This is a genomic window from Micromonospora sp. NPDC057141 (assembly GCF_042670805.1).
Classification (GTDB): Bacteria; Actinomycetota; Actinomycetes; order Mycobacteriales; family Micromonosporaceae; genus Micromonospora.
Map to the genome: position 1 here is coordinate 1 of NZ_JBHUVA010000113.1, position 16,191 is coordinate 16,191.

The window sequence follows — 16,191 nt, forward strand, 5'->3', positions numbered from 1 at the left end:
CAACGACCGACCCCGTAAGATCCATGATTGGAAGAAGCCCTCCGAGATATTCGCCGAACTCGTAGAGGCAAATGCTTCGACCGCCTGAATTCGCCTACCTCTTGGAGCTTTTGCGCGACGATAATGTCGACCTCGCTGTCTATGTTGCTGAGCGGGCGTATGCGGCAGCGGACGAGTTCGAAGCACGTGAACAGGATCTAGAGGTTATTGGAAGTGATGATAGTGAGGCGCTGTTGCACGCTTCGTCGATCCAGGCCGAACTGCAGCGGCAGGTAGATGTCCTAAGTGCCCTGCAGGATCCTGTGGCCGACTCCTCTATAATTACCGGTTTGCGGGCCGCTGCGATGCGAGTGCCTGTTGGTGGCTTGACGGGAGCCGGCTAAATAGTCTGACGAAGCGCGGTATGGGCGGCATGTCTGCCGTTTCGAAGAGCCCGGTGGCTGGCCATAGTGTGCGGACTTCTCGTGTCGCGTGAATGCAGGTAGGAGATGTCCGCGACTCGATGGTCGTCTCGTACGGATCGTCCGGATGCGGTTCTAGCTCAATGCGGTAGTGACCGAAGGTAGTCGTCTTCGTGGGACGAAGCCGTTCGTTGCGCTGTCTCATCGGGTGCAATGTCGTGGCGTTGAGGCTCGGCCGGGCGTCGTCATGTCGGGCCGGGCTGCGAACCGGGGCCGGCGACGGGGCTCACTTAACCTTTCGTGGTCACGGCCCTGGTCACAGGTTTGGTGGTCGGCGGTGATACCAGCCGGCATTGCGGTATCGTGGGCTACTGAATGGTCCGGTTTTGCGTACTTATCGGTACGATCCCCCACGCCGTGACAGAATTGTTACGTAACTGGGGGTCAAGGGGTCGTCGGTTCGAATCCGGCCGTCCCGACAGTAAATCGGCAGGTCAGGGCCTTGATTCACTTCGGTGAGTCGAGGCCTTCTTGCTGTTCCGTCTCACAATTAATCACGTACGCTCGTACGGTTGGATTTCGGGCGGTGGGAGTCACCCGAACAGCCCTGATTCGAGGTGCTCGGCTGCCACCTTCAGGTGGCTGTTGTCCGGGTGGACGTAGACCCGCTTGGCGAGCGTGCCACCGTCTGCGTGTCCAGCCCAAGCCGCCAGCACGACGTCGGGCACCCCTGCGCCGGCGAGGTAGGTCAGGCAGGCGTGTCGCGCGTCGTAGGGTCGGACCTTGCGGACCCCGACCCGGGGCAGGGAGATCATGCTCCAGCCCAGGTCAGGTGGGGTAGGAAACGTTTTCGTAACGAGCCCTTGACCTTGTCGGCATGAGGCGGGCACACTCCCCGGAAACGTTTACAACATTTCGAGGTGGAGGTCCTACAGGTGGCTCGTAAACGTTTACAGTCCGATGGGGACCGACCGACCGTGCACACCGTCGCGGCTCGGGCCGGTGTCTCGATCGCCTCCGCCTCCCGGGTGCTCAACGGCGTCGGCGGCAGCGCCGAGACCGTCCGGCGGGTACGCGCCGCAGCGGCCGAGGTGGGCTACGTGCCCAACGCCATCGCCCGCTCGTTGCAGTCCCAGCGCACCGACCTGATCGCCCTCGCCGTCGAGGACATCGGCAACCCGGTCTACGTGGCGATAATGCGGGCCATCGAGTCGGTCGTCGCCGCCTCCGGCCGCCAGCTGGTGGTGCACGCCACCGGTGGCCAGGTCGACAACGAGACCGCCCTGCTGCGCCGGCTCGCCCACCGCTACGTGGACGGGATGATCATCTCGCCGATCCGGATCACCGACGCCCACCTCACCGCCCTGGTCGACAGCCCCGTACCGGTCGTGGTGATCGGTCAGCTGCCCGCCGACGTCGGCGTGGACAACGTCCGGACCGACTCCCGCAGTGGCGTCGGGCTCGCCGTGGCCCACCTGGTGGCGGCCGGTCGACGGCAGATCGGCTTCGTCAACGGCCCGCTCGACACCGTGCCCGGCGCGGCCCGGGACGCCGGCTTCCGGACCGCCCTGGCCCGGCACGGCATCACCCTCGACGAGACGCTGATCGAGGTCGGCGACTTCCAGTACGCCGCCGGCCGGGCCGCCGCCGAACGGCTGCTTGCCCGAGCCCGACCCGACGCGCTGGTCTGCGCCAACGACCTGATCGCGGTCGGCGCCCTGCACGCGCTGCTCGCCGCCGGCCGACGGGTGCCCGAGGACGTCGCCCTGATCGGCATGGACGACACGGAGTTGGCCGAGATGATGTTCCCCCAGCTCTCCAGCGTGTCGCTCGGCTCGGCCGGCCGTGGTCGGCGGGCCGCCGAGCTGCTGTTGGAGCGGATCGCCGACCCGACGCTGCCGCCCCGACGCGAGCAGGTCGCTCCGGACCTCGTCGTCCGAGCCTCCAGCCCGGACCTCGTCGTCCGCGCCGCCGGCCCGCAACCGTCGGGACAGGACCCCCGGGCCACCGAAGGCGACGGCGGAGTGCCCTCCCGCAAGGCCGAGGGGGTGCTCAGGTGAGCGCGGTCGCGGAGGTCGAGCCGACCGGCGGGCGGAACGGGCCGGGCCGGAAGGGACGGGACAACCGGCGGCCGTCGGGTGGCTCCGACAAGCTGACCATCTACCTGCTGCTGTTGCCGTCGCTGCTGCCGATCATGGTGCTCTCGGTCTTCCCGCTGGTGCGCGGGATGTACCTCGGCTTCACCGACGCGCGGGCCGGCCGCAACACCGACATCAGCTTCACCGGCCTGGACAACTACCGGGAGCTGCTCGGTGACGAGCTGTTCTGGAACTCGTTCCAGGTCGGGCTGATCTGGGCGGTCGGCGTGACCGTGCTGCAGTTCGTGCTCGCCCTCGGGCTGGCGTTGCTGCTCAACCAGCGGCTGCGCTTCCGGGGCGTGGCGCGGGTGCTGGCCGTGGTGCCGTGGGCGATGCCCCCGGTGGTGGTCGGCATCCTCTGGAAGCTGGTCTACCACCCGGACGCCGGGCTGCTCAACGAGTTCTTCTACCGGATCGGTGCCGAGGGGCTGCGGACCAACTGGCTCGGCGACTTCAGCACCGCGCTGCCCGCCGTGATCGTCGTCGGCGTCTGGGCCGGGATGCCGCAGACCACTGTGGTGCTGCTGGCCGGGTTGCAGGGGGTGCCCCCGGAGTTGCACGAGGCGGCAGCGGTGGACGGCGCGAGCAGCTGGCACCGGTTCCGCACCGTGACGCTGCCCGCGCTCGCGCCGGTCATCGTGGCGATCACCTCGCTCGACTTCATCTGGAACTTCAACTCGTTCGGGTTGGTCTACGTGCTGACCGCCGGTGGGCCGGGTGGCAAGACGATGCTGCCGATGCTCTTCGCCTACGAGGAGGCGTTCCGCTACGGCAACTACGGCTACGCCGCCGCGCTCGGCAACGTGATGGTCGTGATCATCGTGGCGCTGCTCGCCGTCTACCTGCGCCGTCGACTGAAGGAGGCGAACTGACCATGCTGGGCAAATCGAGCCGTACCAGCCGGGTGCTGCAGTACCTGGCGCTGGCCGGATACCTGATCTTCCTCGGCTTCCCGCTGGTGTGGCTGCTCTCCACCTCGTTCAAGCCGCCCCGCGAGCTGGTGCAGCTGCACCCGACGCTGATCCCGGTCAACCCGACCCTGGACAACTTCGTACAGGCCTTCACCGAGCAGGAGTTGGGCCGGGCGGCGCTCAACAGCCTCCAGGTCTCGCTCGCCTCAGCGGTGCTGACCGTCCTGGTCGCGCTGCCCGCGTCGTACGCGCTGGCCCGTTTTCGCAGCCGGCTCGGCACCGCCGCGCTCGGCTGGGTGCTGCTCAGCCAGCTCTTCCCGTTCGTGTTGTTGATCATCCCGATCTTCCTGGTGCTCCGCGAGGTCGGGCTGGCCAACACCCATGCCGGGTTGGTGCTGATCTACGTGGTCTGGGCGCTGCCCTTCGCGCTCTGGATGCTCCAGGGCTTCGTCCGCAACATTCCCAAGGAGTTGGAGGAGGCTGCCGCGGTCGACGGGGCCAGCCGGTTGCAGACCCTGCGTCGGGTGGTCTTCCCGCTGCTCGCCCCCGGCCTGGTCGCCACCGCGCTGTTCTCCTTCATCTCGGCCTGGAACGAGTTCTTCTTCGCCCTGGTGCTGATCAAGACGCCGGACCTGGCGACCCTGCCGGTCACCCTGGCCCGGTTCGTCGGCATCGAGGGCACCGCCCGTCTCGGCCCGCTGGCCGCCGGCTCACTGCTCGCCACCCTGCCCAGCCTCGTCTTCTTCGCCTTCATGCAACGCCGGCTCTCCTCCGGCTCCCTGGCCGGAGCCGTCAAGGGCTGACCGCGACCGGGTCAGGGCCGAACCGGAACGCATCCCCCACCACCATCAAGGAGGTCCACCTCATGCACCTGAACAGGTTCAGTCGTCGACTTGCCGCCAGCGCGCTGGCGACAGTCGTCGGATTGGGCGCCCTGGCCGGCTGCGGCACGGGCGACGACGACGGCAAAGCCGGCGGCCCGGTCAAACTGCGGTTCCTCAGCCTCGCCTGGCAGAAGGAGTCCCTCCAGGCCAACAAGGACTTGGTGGCCAAGTGGAACGCCGACCACCCGGACATCCAGGTCGAGTACGTCCAGGGTGACTGGAACTCGGTGCACGACCAGTTGCTCACCTCGTTCGAGGGCGGCGACGCGGCCGACATCGTGCACTACGAGTCGTCGGCGATCGGCGAGTTCAGCAGGCAGGGCTACCTGACCGACCTGTCCGGCCTGCTCTCCGACGACTTCAAGGGCCAGATCGACAAGGGTGTCTGGCAGACCACCACCTTCGACGGCAAGGTCACCGGCGTGCCGTTCCTGCTGGAGTCGCAGGTGGTCATCGCCAACAAGAAGCTGCTCGACGCGGCCGGCATCGCGGTGCCCCCGGCCGACGGCGGCTGGACCTGGGACGAGTTCCAGGCCAACGCCCAGAAGTTGACCAAGCCCGGCCAGTACGGCACGGCCTGGGCCCTGAAGTCGCCGACCAACCGGGTGCTCAACCTGGCGCTCAACTTCGACGGCAAGTTCTTCTACGACGAGAACGGCAAGACCCAGGTCAAGGTCGGCGACGCGGAGAAGGAGATCCCGAAGCGGATCCACGACATGATCTACACGACCAAGTCGGCCTCGCCGGAGGCGCTCGGGATGAGCGGCGCGGACAGCCTCCCCGGGTTCTTCGGCGGGAAGTACGCGATGATCCCCGGCTCGGTCTCGCTGCGTCAGCAGATGGTGGAGCAGGCGCCGGCCGACTTCGAGTGGGTGACCCTCCCCCCGATCAAGGGGCTCACCACCAACCAGGCGGCCAACCCGCAGACGCTGTCGATCGCCGAGGACTCCCCGGCCAAGAAGCAGGCCGCGCAGTTCCTGGAGTTCTTCCTGAACCCGGCCAACATGGCCGCCCTGGCCAAGGGCGACTGGCTGGTGCCGACCGGTAAGCAGGCCGGGGAGGAACTGGTCAAGACGACCGGCGGCAAGCAGGGCTGGGACGTCGCGGCGGACAGCGCCGCGGACCTGACCGCCGCGCCGTTCCAGAAGGCCGAGGGCTACCCGGAGTGGAAGACCAAGTACGCCACCCCGGCGCTCCAGCAGTACTTCGCCAACAAGATCACGCTAGACCAGCTCGGTAACCAGCTGGTCGACGGTGGGAAGCAGGTTCTGAGGTAATCATGGCTACCTTGCTCGACAAATCGGTTGGGGCTCTGGTCGGCGCGGCGGTGGGCGACGCCCTCGGCGGGGCCACCGAGACAGCACTGCCCGAGCAGATCCGGGCCCGTTACGGCGGATGGGTGGAGGGCGTCGCGCCTCCGTTCCACGCCGACTGGGCCACCGCGCGGCCGATGGCGCCGTACCACAAGGGCGACGGGCACATCACCGACGACACGTTGATGACCCACGCCCTGGTGCGGGCGTACGCGGCCAAGCGGGACCACCTTGACGCGTACGACGTGGCGGAGCTGCTCGTCCCCGACCTGATCGAGCGGGTGGTCCGGATACCCGATCTGGAGCGGGACGGGCTGACCTTCCACCGCCTCGCCGCCGCCGAGCGGTGGCTGGTCACCCGGCTGCACCACGCCCACGCCGACCCGCGCGAGGCGGGCGTCGGCAACATCGTCAACTGCGGCGCGGCGATGTACATGGCACCGGTCGGGGTGGTCAACGCCGGCGACCCGGCCGGCGCGTACGCCGAGGCGGTGGAGATCGCCGGGGCACACCAGCAGAGCTACGGGCGGGAGGCGGCGGCGGTCTTCGCCGCCGCCGTCGCCGCGGCGATGACCCCCGGCGCGGGCGTCGACGACGTGGTCGACGCGGCGGTGGAGCTGGCCCGGGACGGCACCCGGGCCGCCATCGTCGCCGTGGTGGAGCAGGCCAGGGGGTACGACGACTGGCGTACCGCCATCGCTCCGCTGCGCGCGGCGGTGGCGCCGTACGACACCGTCGGCGAGGACTACCGCCGCCCGGGACTCGGTGCCCGGCGGCCGAGCCGGCTGCACTCGATCGAGGAGTTGCCGGTCGCGCTCGGCATGCTCGTGGTGGCACGGGGGGAGTTCCGGGCGGCGGTGCTCGGGTCGGTCAACTACGGCCGGGACGCCGACTCCACCGCGACGATGGCGGCGGCGGTCGCCGGTGCGCTCGGTGGTGCGGCAGCGGTGCCGCCGGAGTGGTCGGACGTGGTGGCCGAGGCGTCCCGTACCGATCTGGTGACCCCGGCCCGCGAGCTGGCCGAGGTGGCGGTCGAGGTCTTCGCGCGCGACCGGGACCGGTTCACCCGCCGGGCCGAGCGCTTCACCGGGTTGCACCGATGAGGCTGACCTGGGTACAACCCGAGGACCTGCTGCCACACGAGCTGGTCGCCAGCCGGGCCGAGGGCCGGGACGTCACCGGCGTCGCCGAACAGTGGTCGGCGGCCGGCGGGGTCCTGGAGCCATCGGTCAGCGGTGCCTCCGCGACCCCGGCCGACCCGGCGCTGCGCGCGCTGGCCGCGAAGCTGCTGGACGACTGTGCCGCCCTGCCGGGCACGACCGACCCGGCCGAGCCGGAGTCGCTGGACGGCATCCGGGCGAGCTGGCCCGCTGCCTGGCCACTGCCGGCCGGGCCGGCGGCGGAGGACCGGTTGCACGGGGCCTGGCTCGGCCGGGCGGTCGGCTGCCTGCTCGGCAAGCCGGTGGAGAAGATCCCCCGGGCCGGCATCCGGGAGATCCTGACCGCCACCGGTCGCTGGCCGCTGGCCGGCTACTTCACCGCCGAGGGGCTGCCGGCCGAGGTGGCTGCCCGGTGGCCGTGGAACCGGCGCAGCGCGCCGACCAGCCTGGCCGAGAACATCGACGGGATGCCGGAGGACGACGACCTCAACTTCGCCCTGCTGGCCCTGCGGGTGCTGGAGACCCACGGATCTGGGTTCACCAGCGCCGACGTGGCCCAGGCATGGCTGGACTGGTTGCCCGGCGGCCGGGTCTTCACGGCCGAACGGGTGGCGTACCGGAACCTGCTGCTCGGGCTGACGCCACCGGAGACGGCGCTGCGGCACAACCCGTTCCGGGAGTGGATCGGCGCCCAGATCCGCACCGACGTCTACGGCTGGGTCAACCCCGGCCGGCCGGACCGGGCCGCCGAACTGGCCTACCGCGACGCCACGGTCAGTCACGTCCGGGCCGGTGTGTACGGGGCGCTCTGGGTGGCCGCGATGTGCGCCGCCGCGCCGGTCGCCGACGACGTGGAGACGGTGCTCGACGCCGGGGAGTCGGTGCTGCCACCGGGGAGCGGCTTCGCCGCCACCGTCCGGGCCGCCCGTCGACTCGGTGCCGGGGCCGACGACTGGGAGACGGTCGTCGACGCCCTGTACCAGCGGCACGGCCACCTGCACTGGGTGCACGTGTTCAACAACGCCGCCCTGGTCGCCGCCGCGCTGGCGTACGGCCGGGGAGACTTCGTACGGTCGATCTGCGCGGTGGTCAGCGGTGGCTGGGACACCGACTCGACCGGGGCCACCGTCGGCTCGGTCACCGGCGCGCTGGCCGGCGCGGCCGGGCTGCCGCAGCAGTGGACCGGCCCGCTGAAGGGCCGGCTAGGCAGCAGCATCGCCGGGTTCGACGGGATCGGCTTCGCCGAGTTGGCGCACCGGACCCACCGGCTCGGGAGCGCCTCGTGACCCGCCGGAGGACGGTCGCCGTGGTCGGCAGCGCCAACCTGGACCTGGTGGTCACCACACCACAGCTACCCCGGCCCGGGGAGACCATGCTCGGTGAGGGCTTCCGGATGGTCCCCGGTGGCAAGGGCGCCAACCAGGCCGTCGCGGCGGCTCGGGCCGGCGCCGACTGCGCCTTCGTCGGCGCGGTCGGCGACGACGACTTCGGGCGTACCCTGCGGGAGAACCTCACCGGCGCGGGCGTGGACGTGCGGGGGTTGCGTGAGCTGCCCGGACCTTCCGGGGTGGCGCTGATCGCGGTCGACGCCTCGGCCGAGAACCTCATCGTGGTGGCGCCCGGTGCCAACGCCGGGCTGGCCGACCTCGACGACGCCGACCGGGCCACCATCGCCGGTGCGGACGTGCTGCTGACCCAGCTGGAGGTGCCACTGCCGGCCGTCACCCGGGCCGCCCGCTGGGCACACGACGCGGGTACCACAGTGGTGCTGAACGCGGCACCCGCCCGGCAACTGCCGGCAGAGCTGCTCGACCTGGTCGACCTGCTGGTGGTCAACCAGCACGAGGCGGCGGTGGTCGCCGGCCGACCGGAGTCGGCCGAGGCGGACGGCTCGCTCGACGCGCTGCTGGCGCTGGTGCCCCGGGTGGTGCTGACCCTCGGGGCGCGGGGGGCGATCTACGCCGACCGGGACGGCCGGCGGCTGGCGGTCGCCGCCCCGACGATCGACGCGGTGGACACCACGGCGGCCGGCGACGCCTTCACCGGGGCGCTCGCCGTCGGCTGGGCCGAGCGGGGCGGCCCGGACAGCACCGGTCCGGACACCACCGGCCTGGACAGCACCGAGGTGCTCACCGACGTGCTGCGCTGGGCCTGCGCGGCCGGCGCCGCCTGCGCGTTGCGCCTGGGTGCCGGCACCGCCCTGCCCACCCGTACGGAGATCGACGCCCTGTTCGCCACCACCTACGCCGGAGCCGACCGATGACCACCGGGGTGAGTTTCAACCCGTACGTGCCGAGGCCGATCGACCGGCCGACCACGGTGCCGCTCGCCACGGACGCGCCCCTGGACGAGTTGGACGAGGCGAAGATCTTCGCCGCCCCGGACGAGCCCGCCGACTGGCCGGCCTGGCGGGAGCAGTTGACCCGGTGGCGGGCCGAGGCCCGGCACCGGCTCGGCTACACCGGCCGGCACTACGACGAGATCGCCGGCGACTGTCACAGCGTCGCGCTGCTCTGGCTCTGGGACGAGACCCTCTACGACCACGAGCGCGGCGTCTTCACCGTCGACGCGTTCCTCGACGCGGCCGAAGGTGACTTCGGTGGCTTCGACGGGGTGGTGCTGTGGCACGCGTACCCGGTGATCGGGCTGGACGAGCGCAACCAGTTCGACTTCTACCTCGACGTGCCGGAGTTGCCCGAGGTGGTGCGCGCCTTCCAGGCCCGGGGGGTACGGGTCTTCGTCGACTACAACCCCTGGGACACCGGCACCCGGCGGTCGGCCCACCCGGACGCGGTGGAGGTCGCCGCGCTGGTCGGCCGGCTCGGGGTGGACGGGGTCTTCCTGGACACCCTCAAGGAGGGCGCCGGGGAGCTGCGCCGCGAGCTGGACCTGGTACGCCCCGGCATCGTGCTGGAGGGCGAGAGCCGGGTTCCGCTGGCCCGGGTCGAAGATCACGCGATGTCCTGGGCGCAGTGGTTCGCCGACTCGACGGTGCCCGGTGTGCTGCGCGCCAAGTGGTTCGAGCGGCGGCACATCCTGCACCACACCCGGCGCTGGCACCGCGACCACCTCGACGAGCTGCACTCCGCCTGGCTCAACGGGTGCGGGGTGCTGGTCTGGGAGAGCGTCTTCGGGGTCTGGGTCGGCTGGAACGACCGGGACCGGTCGGTGCTGCGCGCGATGCGCCGCGTCCAGGCCAGCCACGCCGCGTGGTTGCGCGCCGAGGACTGGGTCCCGCTCGCCGACCACCCCGGCACCCCGACCCAGGTGTACGCCTCGCGCTGGACGCACGCCGGAACACCTCTGTGGACGGTGGTCAATCGGGGCCCGGCGTACGACGGGACGTGGCTGGTCGTCGACCCCGGGTCCGGGCGACACTTCGTCGACCTGGTCACCGGGACGGAGCTGAACGGGACGGCCCTGCCGGACGGCCGGATCGCGGTCGGCGGGCCGTTGCCGGCCGGCGCGGTCGCGGCGGTGGTGGCGACCGACGAGCCGCCCGGCGACCGGGACGAACTGCCCCGCGCCACCGACCGGACGCCCGGTACCGTCGCGCCGACGCCCCGCGACGCCGGGGCGGGCTCGGCGGTCGAGGACCCGAGCTTCCCGGCTCGGGCGGCGGTGCTCCGACCGGCCCCGGTCGCCCCGGTGCGGGAGCTGCCCGACGGGATGGTCGCCGTTGACGGCGGCCGGTACGACCTGCTGGTCCGGCACCGGGTCCGGGAGACCGGGCTCTACGGCGAGGCGCCGTACGTCGACGAGTGGAAGCCGCTGCCGCCCCGACTGCACCACCCCGGCACCCTGCACCGCAGCGTCCGGCTCGGCCGGTTCGCCATCGACACCCACGAGGTGACCCACCGCCGGTACGCCGAGTTCCGCGCCGCCACGGGCTACCGCCCGACCCGGCCGGAACGCTTCACCGCCGGTCAGGGGCACCCCGACGCCCCGGTGACCGGTGTCGAGATCGCCGACGCGCGGGCGTACGCCGCCTGGGCCGGGCTGCGCCTGCCGACCGAGGACGAGTGGCAGGTGGCCGCCGAGGCGGGCCTGTTGCACCGGGCCGAGCCGCTGGTGTGGAACCTGACCGAGAGCGAACACACCGACGGGCGTACCCGTTTCGTGATCGTCAAGGGCGGTGCGGCGTACCGGGCCGAGGGCTCGGACTGGTATCTCGACGGCGGCCCGCAACCTCCGCGGGTCTCGGTGAAGCTGCTGCTGCTCGGGGCCGGCCTGACCCGTTCCGACTCGGTCGGTTTCCGCTGCGCGGCCGACCTGCCCACCTGACCGTTCCCTCTCCCCCACCACCGCTGCGAGGAGTCCTTTCATGACGAAGACCTGGCGGAGCGGCGGTGCCCTGGTGGCGCTGCTGCTCGCCGTCGGCCTGACCGGCGCGCTGCCCGGCGGGGCCGCCGCCGGGCAGAAGCCCGGCGGCACGCTGACCACCGCGACCTCCCCCTCGGCCGCGCTCGGCACCCCGATCGACTACACCGTCTACCTGCCCGACGGCTACACCGCCAAGCGCAACGCCACCACCCGCTACCCGGTGCTCTACCTGCTGCACGGGCGCGGCGACACCATGCAGGCGTGGACCCGGATCAAGGCCGACCTGGACAAGCTGATCGCCGACAAGGTGGTGCCGCCGGTGATCGCGGTGCTGCCCGACGCCCCCTGGAGCAGCCGGGGCAGCTACTACGTCGACTCCGCCTACACCGGCGACGACCCGGGCCGGCCGGTCGAAACGGCGTTGACCCGGGACCTGGTCGCGCACGTCGACGGCACCTACCGCACCGCCGCGCACCGGGGCGCCCGGCTGATCGGCGGGTACTCGATGGGCGGCGCCGGGGCGCTGCGATACGCCCTGGCCCATCAGGATCTCTTCGCCAACGCGCTGGTGCTCAGCCCGGCGGTCTACCGGCCGTCGCCGCCGGTCGACTCGTCGGCCCGCGAATTCGGCGGGTACGGCTCCGGCACCTCCCTCTTCTCCGAGGAGGTCTACCAGCGGCTGAACTATCCGGCGCTGCTGCCCGGCCTGGACGCCGAGTCCCCGGTGCGGATGTACATCGCGGTCGGTGACGACGAGTGGGCCAACCCGGAGCCGGCGGACGCCGTCCACGACCTGGACTACGAGGCCGCCACGCTCTACAACACGGTGCGCCGCACCGACGGGGTGGCCGCCGAGTTCCGGGTGCTCGACGGCGGGCACGACTGGGACGTCTGGCGGCCGGCCTTCATCGACGGGCTGACCCAGCTGGCCGGCACGCTCAGCGCCACCCCGCCGGCCGGGCTGCCCGGCCCGGTGCGCGGCAGCGCCGGCACCGACTGGGCCGGTGGCGTGGCCGCCCACCCGGACGGCACCACCACCATCGGGTACGCCGCCTCCGGCGCGGTCGCCGGCCAGCCGTACGCCGGTGGGCTCGACGCGGTGGTCAGCCGGCTCGCCGCCGATCAGACCACCGTGCAGTGGACCACCCAGTTCGGCACCCCCGCCAACGACCGGCTCTACGGTGTGGTGCCGCTGGCCGACGGCGGCGTGCTCACCGCCGGCTACACCCGGGGTGACCTGGACGGGAAGCACCCGGGCAGCCCGGCCGACGACGGGTTCGTGGCGAAGCTGACCGGCACCGGCGAGCGGGCCTGGACGACCCAGGTCGGCGACCCGGCCAAGGCGGACCGCTTCTATGCCGTGACGGCCGCCCCGGACGGGGGCGCGTACGTCGCCGGTTACACCAGCGGCTCGTTCGGCGGCACCAGCGCCGGCGACAAGGACGCCGTGCTGGCCCGGATCGGCCCGGACGGCACGCTCGCTTGGAGCCGCCAGCTCGGCGGGGCCGGCGAGGACAAGGCGTACACGGTGACCGCCGACGCGGACGGCGTCTACGTCGCCGGTGGCAGCTCGGCCGGCATGCCCGGCACGACCGCGCTCGGCGGCACCGACGGCTGGCTGGCCCGGTTCACCCCGGACGGTAAGCAGCGGTGGATCACCTCGGCCGGCGGTGCCGGGGACGACCTGCTCGGCGGGGTCACCCTCACCTCCACCGGTGCCGTGGTCGCCACCGGCTCGACCGGCGGGGAGGCCACCGCCGGCGGCACCGACGCGCTGACCGTGTCGTACGCCAAGAACGGCCAGCAGCGCTGGCGGACGGTGACCGGCGGTCGGGGCGCCGATGCCGGCGCGGACGTGGTGGCCCTGCCCGACGGCGCGGTCGCCGTGGTCGGCTTCACCGGCAGCGCCCTCGGGGTGCCGGTCGGCGGCGCGGACGTGCTCACCCTGCGCTTCAACGCCCGGGGCAAGCAGCTCGGGGTGGCCCAGTTCGGCACCCCGCGCGACGATGCGGCCGACGCGTTCAGTGAGGAGAACGTCTACGCCGCCCTTGCCGCCGACGGCCGGTTGCTGGTCAGCGGCCTGACCGCCGGGGTGCCGGTGGGCGGTGGCGCGCTCGGCAACGGCGACGTCTTCCTGGCCGTGGTCGACCCGGTCAAGGGGACGCCGTGACCGCCGCCGGGGCCGGGCGGGGATTCGTCCCGTCCGGCCCCGGCGGGCCGGACGCCGACCGGCCCGCCGCGCAGGATCACCACGTCGCCCCACCCGGCCCGCTCGCCGGGGTGAAGGTGGTCGAGCTGGCCACCCTCTTCGCCGGCCCGCTGGCCACCGCCTTCCTCGGTGACTTCGGCGCCGACGTGGTTAAGGTCGAGCATCCGTCCCAGCCCGACCCGTCGCGCGGGCACGGGCCGGCCAAGGACGGGATCGGCCTGTGGTGGAAGGTGCTCGGGCGCAACAAGCGCACGATCACCCTCAACCTCTCCGACGCCGACGGCGCCGCCCTGCTGCTCCGGCTGGTCGCCGACGCCGACGTGCTGGTGGAGAACTTCCGACCGGGCACCCTGGAACGTTGGGGGATCGGCCCGGCCGAGCTGCACGCGGTCAACCCCCGGTTGGTGATCGCCCGGATCAGTGGCTTCGGGCAGGTCGGCCCGTACGCCCGGCGGCCCGGCTTCGGCACCCTCGCCGAGGCGATGAGCGGCTTCGCCGCCGCCACCGGGGAGCCGGACGGCCCGCCGACCCTGCCGCCGTTCGGGCTGGCCGACTCGGTGACCGCACTGACCGCCGCGTACGCCGTCATGCTGGCGCTGCGCTCGCGGGAGGCGACCGGCGTCGGGCAGGTGGTCGACCTCGCGATCATCGAGCCGATCATGGCGATGCTCGGCCCGCAGATCACCTGGTACGACCAGCTCGGCTACGTCCAGCCCCGGCTGGGCAATCGGTCGGTGAACAACGCCCCGCGCAACACCTACCGCTGCGCGGACGGGCACTGGGCGGCCGTGTCGACGAGTGCGCAGAGCATCGCCGAACGGGTGCTGCGGCTGGTCGGCCGCCCCGAACTGATCGACGAGCCGTGGTTCGCCACCGGCAGTGGCCGGGCGGCGCACGCCGACGAACTGGACGCGGCGGTCGGCGCGTGGGTGGCCCAGCGGGACCGGGCCGAGGTGGTCGCCGCGTTCGAGGCGGCGCAGGCCGCCGTCGCCCCGGTCTACGACGTGGCCGACATCCTCGCCGACCCGCAGTACGCCGCGCTCGGCACCGCCGTCACCGTGCCCGACGAGGAACTGGGCGAGCTGCGGATGCAGAACGTGCCATTCCGGCTCTCCGCCACCCCCGGGGAGATCCGGCACGCCGGTCGGGGGCACGGCCAGGACAGCGACGAGGTGTTCGACACGCTCGGGCTGACCGCCGAGGAACTGGCCGCGCTGCGTGAGCGGGGCGTCGTCTGATGCTGCTGACCCTGCTCTACGTGCCCGGTGACCGGCCGGACCGGTTCGCCAAGGCGGTCGCCTCCGGTGCCGACACGGTGATCCTCGACCTGGAGGACGCGGTGGTCGCCGGCCGCAAGGCGTACGCCCGCTCGGCGGTCGCCGAGTTCCTCGGGCAGGAGCAGCCGGTGCCGGTGCAGGTGCGGGTCAACGAGCTGACCGGCCCGGACCTGCCGGCCGACCTGGCCGCACTGACCGGCCGGTCGCCTGAAGTGTCCGACTCGGGTGACTCGGGCGACCCGGGTAGCTCGGGCGGCTCGCCCGGATCGGGCGGCGCAGTGCCGCCCGGTCTTGCCGGCCTCCGTCTGCCCAAGGTGGAGTCGCCGAACACCGTGTCCGACCTGGCACGACGGATCGCGGTGCCGCTGCACCCGCTGATCGAGTCGGCCGTCGGGCTGGAGTCGGCGTACGCCATCGCGGGCGCGCATCCGGCGGTGGCCTCGGTCGGGCTCGGCGAGGCCGATCTGCGCTCCGACCTGGGGGTGACCGGTGAGGAGGGGCTGACCTGGGCGCGGAGCCGGCTGGTGGTGGCGGCTCGGGCGGCCGGCCTGCCGCCACCGGCGATGTCGGCCCACACCGACGTCCGGGATCTCGACGGGCTGGCCGCCTCCTGCGTCGCCGGCCGCCGCCTCGGCTTCGTCGGTCGGACCGCCATCCACCCGCGCCAGTTGCCGGTGATCGTGGCGGCCTTCCGGCCGGCCGACGAGGAGGTGGCACGGGCCGAGGAACTGCTTGCGGCCATGGCCGAGGCGGTCACCCGGGATTCGGGTACGACGGTGCTGCCGGACGGCCGCTTCGCCGACCGGGCGATGGTGGCCGCCGCCGAACGCACCCTCGCCCTCGCCCGCCGGTACGCCTGACCCGGCCCAGGGGAAAGGCCGTTGTGTGCACCCGGCTACCCGGATCGACGGTTGAACTGGGTCAACCAGCAGACGCCGCCGCGAGCGCAACGGCTTTCGGCTCCCTGCAGGCGGACCCGAGTCAGGGGAGGGGTTCGGGTAATCTGTGGCGCAGCCGGCCGTTAGCTCAGTGAGCCATTCCGCGCAAGCGGGCGGTAGCAGTCAGTAGCTGTCCGGAATGCCGGGTAGGCGTTGGACGCGTCAGATCAGGTCCGGTACGAAGAGAAGACGCAGAACCTCGATACGAAGTGGTCCTTCCACAGATCAACTTCATAGAGGTCGAGTTCATACCACTACGGGAATGGCTGACTGATGCAACTGGACGACGAATCGAAGTCGAAGGCTCTGCGCCTCGTTCGTGAACTACGCGACCCGACTCTTCCGGATGAGGGCGTAGCTGATCGGTTATCGAGGCTGGAGTCAATCCTTCGACGCCCAAATATGCTCGACCTTCTTTTCTTCAATGATCCAGAATTGACGGACGAGGAGGTTGTAGAGAAGGCTGCAGCATATAAGCCGATTGAGCTTTGAAAGGTTGTCCTCGTGGTCCAATTTTGCCTGCAGTCAGAGTGCGGGCGAATGGCGAATTCAGGCGGTCGAAGCATTTGCCTCTACGAGTTCGGCGAATATCTCGGAGGGCTTCTTCCAATCATGGATCTTACGGGGTCGGTCGTTG

At 71.6% G+C, this 16,191-nt stretch carries 13 protein-coding genes; 12 read left to right on the forward strand and 1 reads right to left on the reverse strand.

Annotation, left to right across the window (positions count from 1 at the left end):
- Window positions 1-994: 994 nt before the first annotated feature.
- Complete coding sequence (locus ACFT41_RS30270; protein ID WP_377589330.1) at window positions 995-1,216, reverse strand: hypothetical protein; 222 nt, start codon at window positions 1,214-1,216, stop codon at window positions 995-997.
- Between the two features lie 162 nt (window positions 1,217-1,378).
- Here ACFT41_RS30270 and ACFT41_RS30275 point away from each other — a divergent pair, with 162 nt between their 5' ends.
- The 12 genes from ACFT41_RS30275 to ACFT41_RS30330 all read left to right on the forward strand — a co-directional run bounded on the left by ACFT41_RS30275 (window position 1,379) and on the right by ACFT41_RS30330 (window position 16,046).
- The gene (locus tag ACFT41_RS30275; RefSeq protein ID WP_377589329.1) at window positions 1,379-2,461 is read left to right on the forward strand and encodes a LacI family DNA-binding transcriptional regulator; all 1,083 of its coding nucleotides are present in this window, start codon (window positions 1,379-1,381) and stop codon (window positions 2,459-2,461) included.
- Window positions 2,458-3,411, forward strand: a complete 954-nt coding sequence (locus tag ACFT41_RS30280) for a carbohydrate ABC transporter permease (RefSeq protein WP_377589328.1) — start codon at window positions 2,458-2,460, stop codon at window positions 3,409-3,411. The genes ACFT41_RS30275 and ACFT41_RS30280 overlap by 4 nt, the downstream gene beginning before the upstream one ends.
- A 2-nt stretch (window positions 3,412-3,413) precedes the next feature.
- Complete coding sequence (locus tag ACFT41_RS30285; protein ID WP_377589327.1) at window positions 3,414-4,253, forward strand: carbohydrate ABC transporter permease; 840 nt, start codon at window positions 3,414-3,416, stop codon at window positions 4,251-4,253.
- 62 nt (window positions 4,254-4,315) lie between these two features.
- The gene (locus tag ACFT41_RS30290; protein ID WP_377589326.1) at window positions 4,316-5,611 is read left to right on the forward strand and encodes an ABC transporter substrate-binding protein; all 1,296 of its coding nucleotides are present in this window, start codon (window positions 4,316-4,318) and stop codon (window positions 5,609-5,611) included.
- 2 nt (window positions 5,612-5,613) lie between these two features.
- On the forward strand, window positions 5,614-6,750 hold the full coding sequence (locus ACFT41_RS30295) for an ADP-ribosylglycohydrolase family protein (RefSeq protein WP_377589325.1): 1,137 nt from the start codon (window positions 5,614-5,616) through the stop codon (window positions 6,748-6,750).
- Window positions 6,747-8,093 (forward strand): ADP-ribosylglycohydrolase family protein, encoded by a 1,347-nt coding sequence (locus ACFT41_RS30300; RefSeq protein ID WP_377589324.1) that lies wholly within the window; start codon window positions 6,747-6,749, stop codon window positions 8,091-8,093. The genes ACFT41_RS30295 and ACFT41_RS30300 overlap by 4 nt, the downstream gene beginning before the upstream one ends.
- Window positions 8,090-9,070, forward strand: coding sequence for a ribokinase (locus ACFT41_RS30305; protein WP_377589323.1), 981 nt, complete (start codon window positions 8,090-8,092; stop codon window positions 9,068-9,070). Before ACFT41_RS30300 ends, ACFT41_RS30305 begins: the two co-directional genes overlap by 4 nt.
- The gene (locus ACFT41_RS30310) at window positions 9,067-11,091 is read left to right on the forward strand and encodes an SUMF1/EgtB/PvdO family nonheme iron enzyme (RefSeq protein WP_377589322.1); all 2,025 of its coding nucleotides are present in this window, start codon (window positions 9,067-9,069) and stop codon (window positions 11,089-11,091) included. The genes ACFT41_RS30305 and ACFT41_RS30310 overlap by 4 nt, the downstream gene beginning before the upstream one ends.
- 40 nt (window positions 11,092-11,131) lie before the next feature.
- Window positions 11,132-13,300: an alpha/beta hydrolase-fold protein gene (locus tag ACFT41_RS30315; protein ID WP_377589321.1), complete on the forward strand. Its 2,169-nt coding sequence runs from the start codon at window positions 11,132-11,134 to the stop codon at window positions 13,298-13,300.
- Window positions 13,301-13,410: 110 nt separating this feature from the next.
- Entirely contained in the window at window positions 13,411-14,577 is a 1,167-nt protein-coding gene (locus tag ACFT41_RS30320) for a CaiB/BaiF CoA transferase family protein (RefSeq protein ID WP_377589331.1), read from the forward strand.
- Window positions 14,577-15,476 carry an HpcH/HpaI aldolase/citrate lyase family protein gene (locus tag ACFT41_RS30325; RefSeq protein ID WP_377589320.1) on the forward strand — a complete coding sequence of 300 codons (900 nt, stop codon included), beginning with the start codon at window positions 14,577-14,579 and terminating at the stop codon, window positions 15,474-15,476. The genes ACFT41_RS30320 and ACFT41_RS30325 overlap by 1 nt, the downstream gene beginning before the upstream one ends.
- A gap of 351 nt (window positions 15,477-15,827) precedes the next feature.
- Complete coding sequence (locus ACFT41_RS30330) at window positions 15,828-16,046, forward strand: hypothetical protein (protein ID WP_377589319.1); 219 nt, start codon at window positions 15,828-15,830, stop codon at window positions 16,044-16,046.
- Window positions 16,047-16,191 lie beyond the last annotated feature (145 nt).

Coding starts and splice junctions, on each gene's coding strand:
- ACFT41_RS30285 (WP_377589327.1), top strand. CDS start 3,414: ATGCTGGGCAAATCGAGCCGTACCAGCCGGGTGCTGCAGTACCTGGCG.
- ACFT41_RS30315 (WP_377589321.1), top strand. CDS start 11,132: ATGACGAAGACCTGGCGGAGCGGCGGTGCCCTGGTGGCGCTGCTGCTC.
- ACFT41_RS30295 (WP_377589325.1), top strand. CDS start 5,614: ATGGCTACCTTGCTCGACAAATCGGTTGGGGCTCTGGTCGGCGCGGCG.
- ACFT41_RS30270 (WP_377589330.1), bottom strand. CDS start 1,216: ATGATCTCCCTGCCCCGGGTCGGGGTCCGCAAGGTCCGACCCTACGAC.
- ACFT41_RS30330 (WP_377589319.1), top strand. CDS start 15,828: ATGCAACTGGACGACGAATCGAAGTCGAAGGCTCTGCGCCTCGTTCGT.
- ACFT41_RS30325 (WP_377589320.1), top strand. CDS start 14,577: ATGCTGCTGACCCTGCTCTACGTGCCCGGTGACCGGCCGGACCGGTTC.
- ACFT41_RS30310 (WP_377589322.1), top strand. CDS start 9,067: ATGACCACCGGGGTGAGTTTCAACCCGTACGTGCCGAGGCCGATCGAC.
- ACFT41_RS30290 (WP_377589326.1), top strand. CDS start 4,316: ATGCACCTGAACAGGTTCAGTCGTCGACTTGCCGCCAGCGCGCTGGCG.
- ACFT41_RS30300 (WP_377589324.1), top strand. CDS start 6,747: ATGAGGCTGACCTGGGTACAACCCGAGGACCTGCTGCCACACGAGCTG.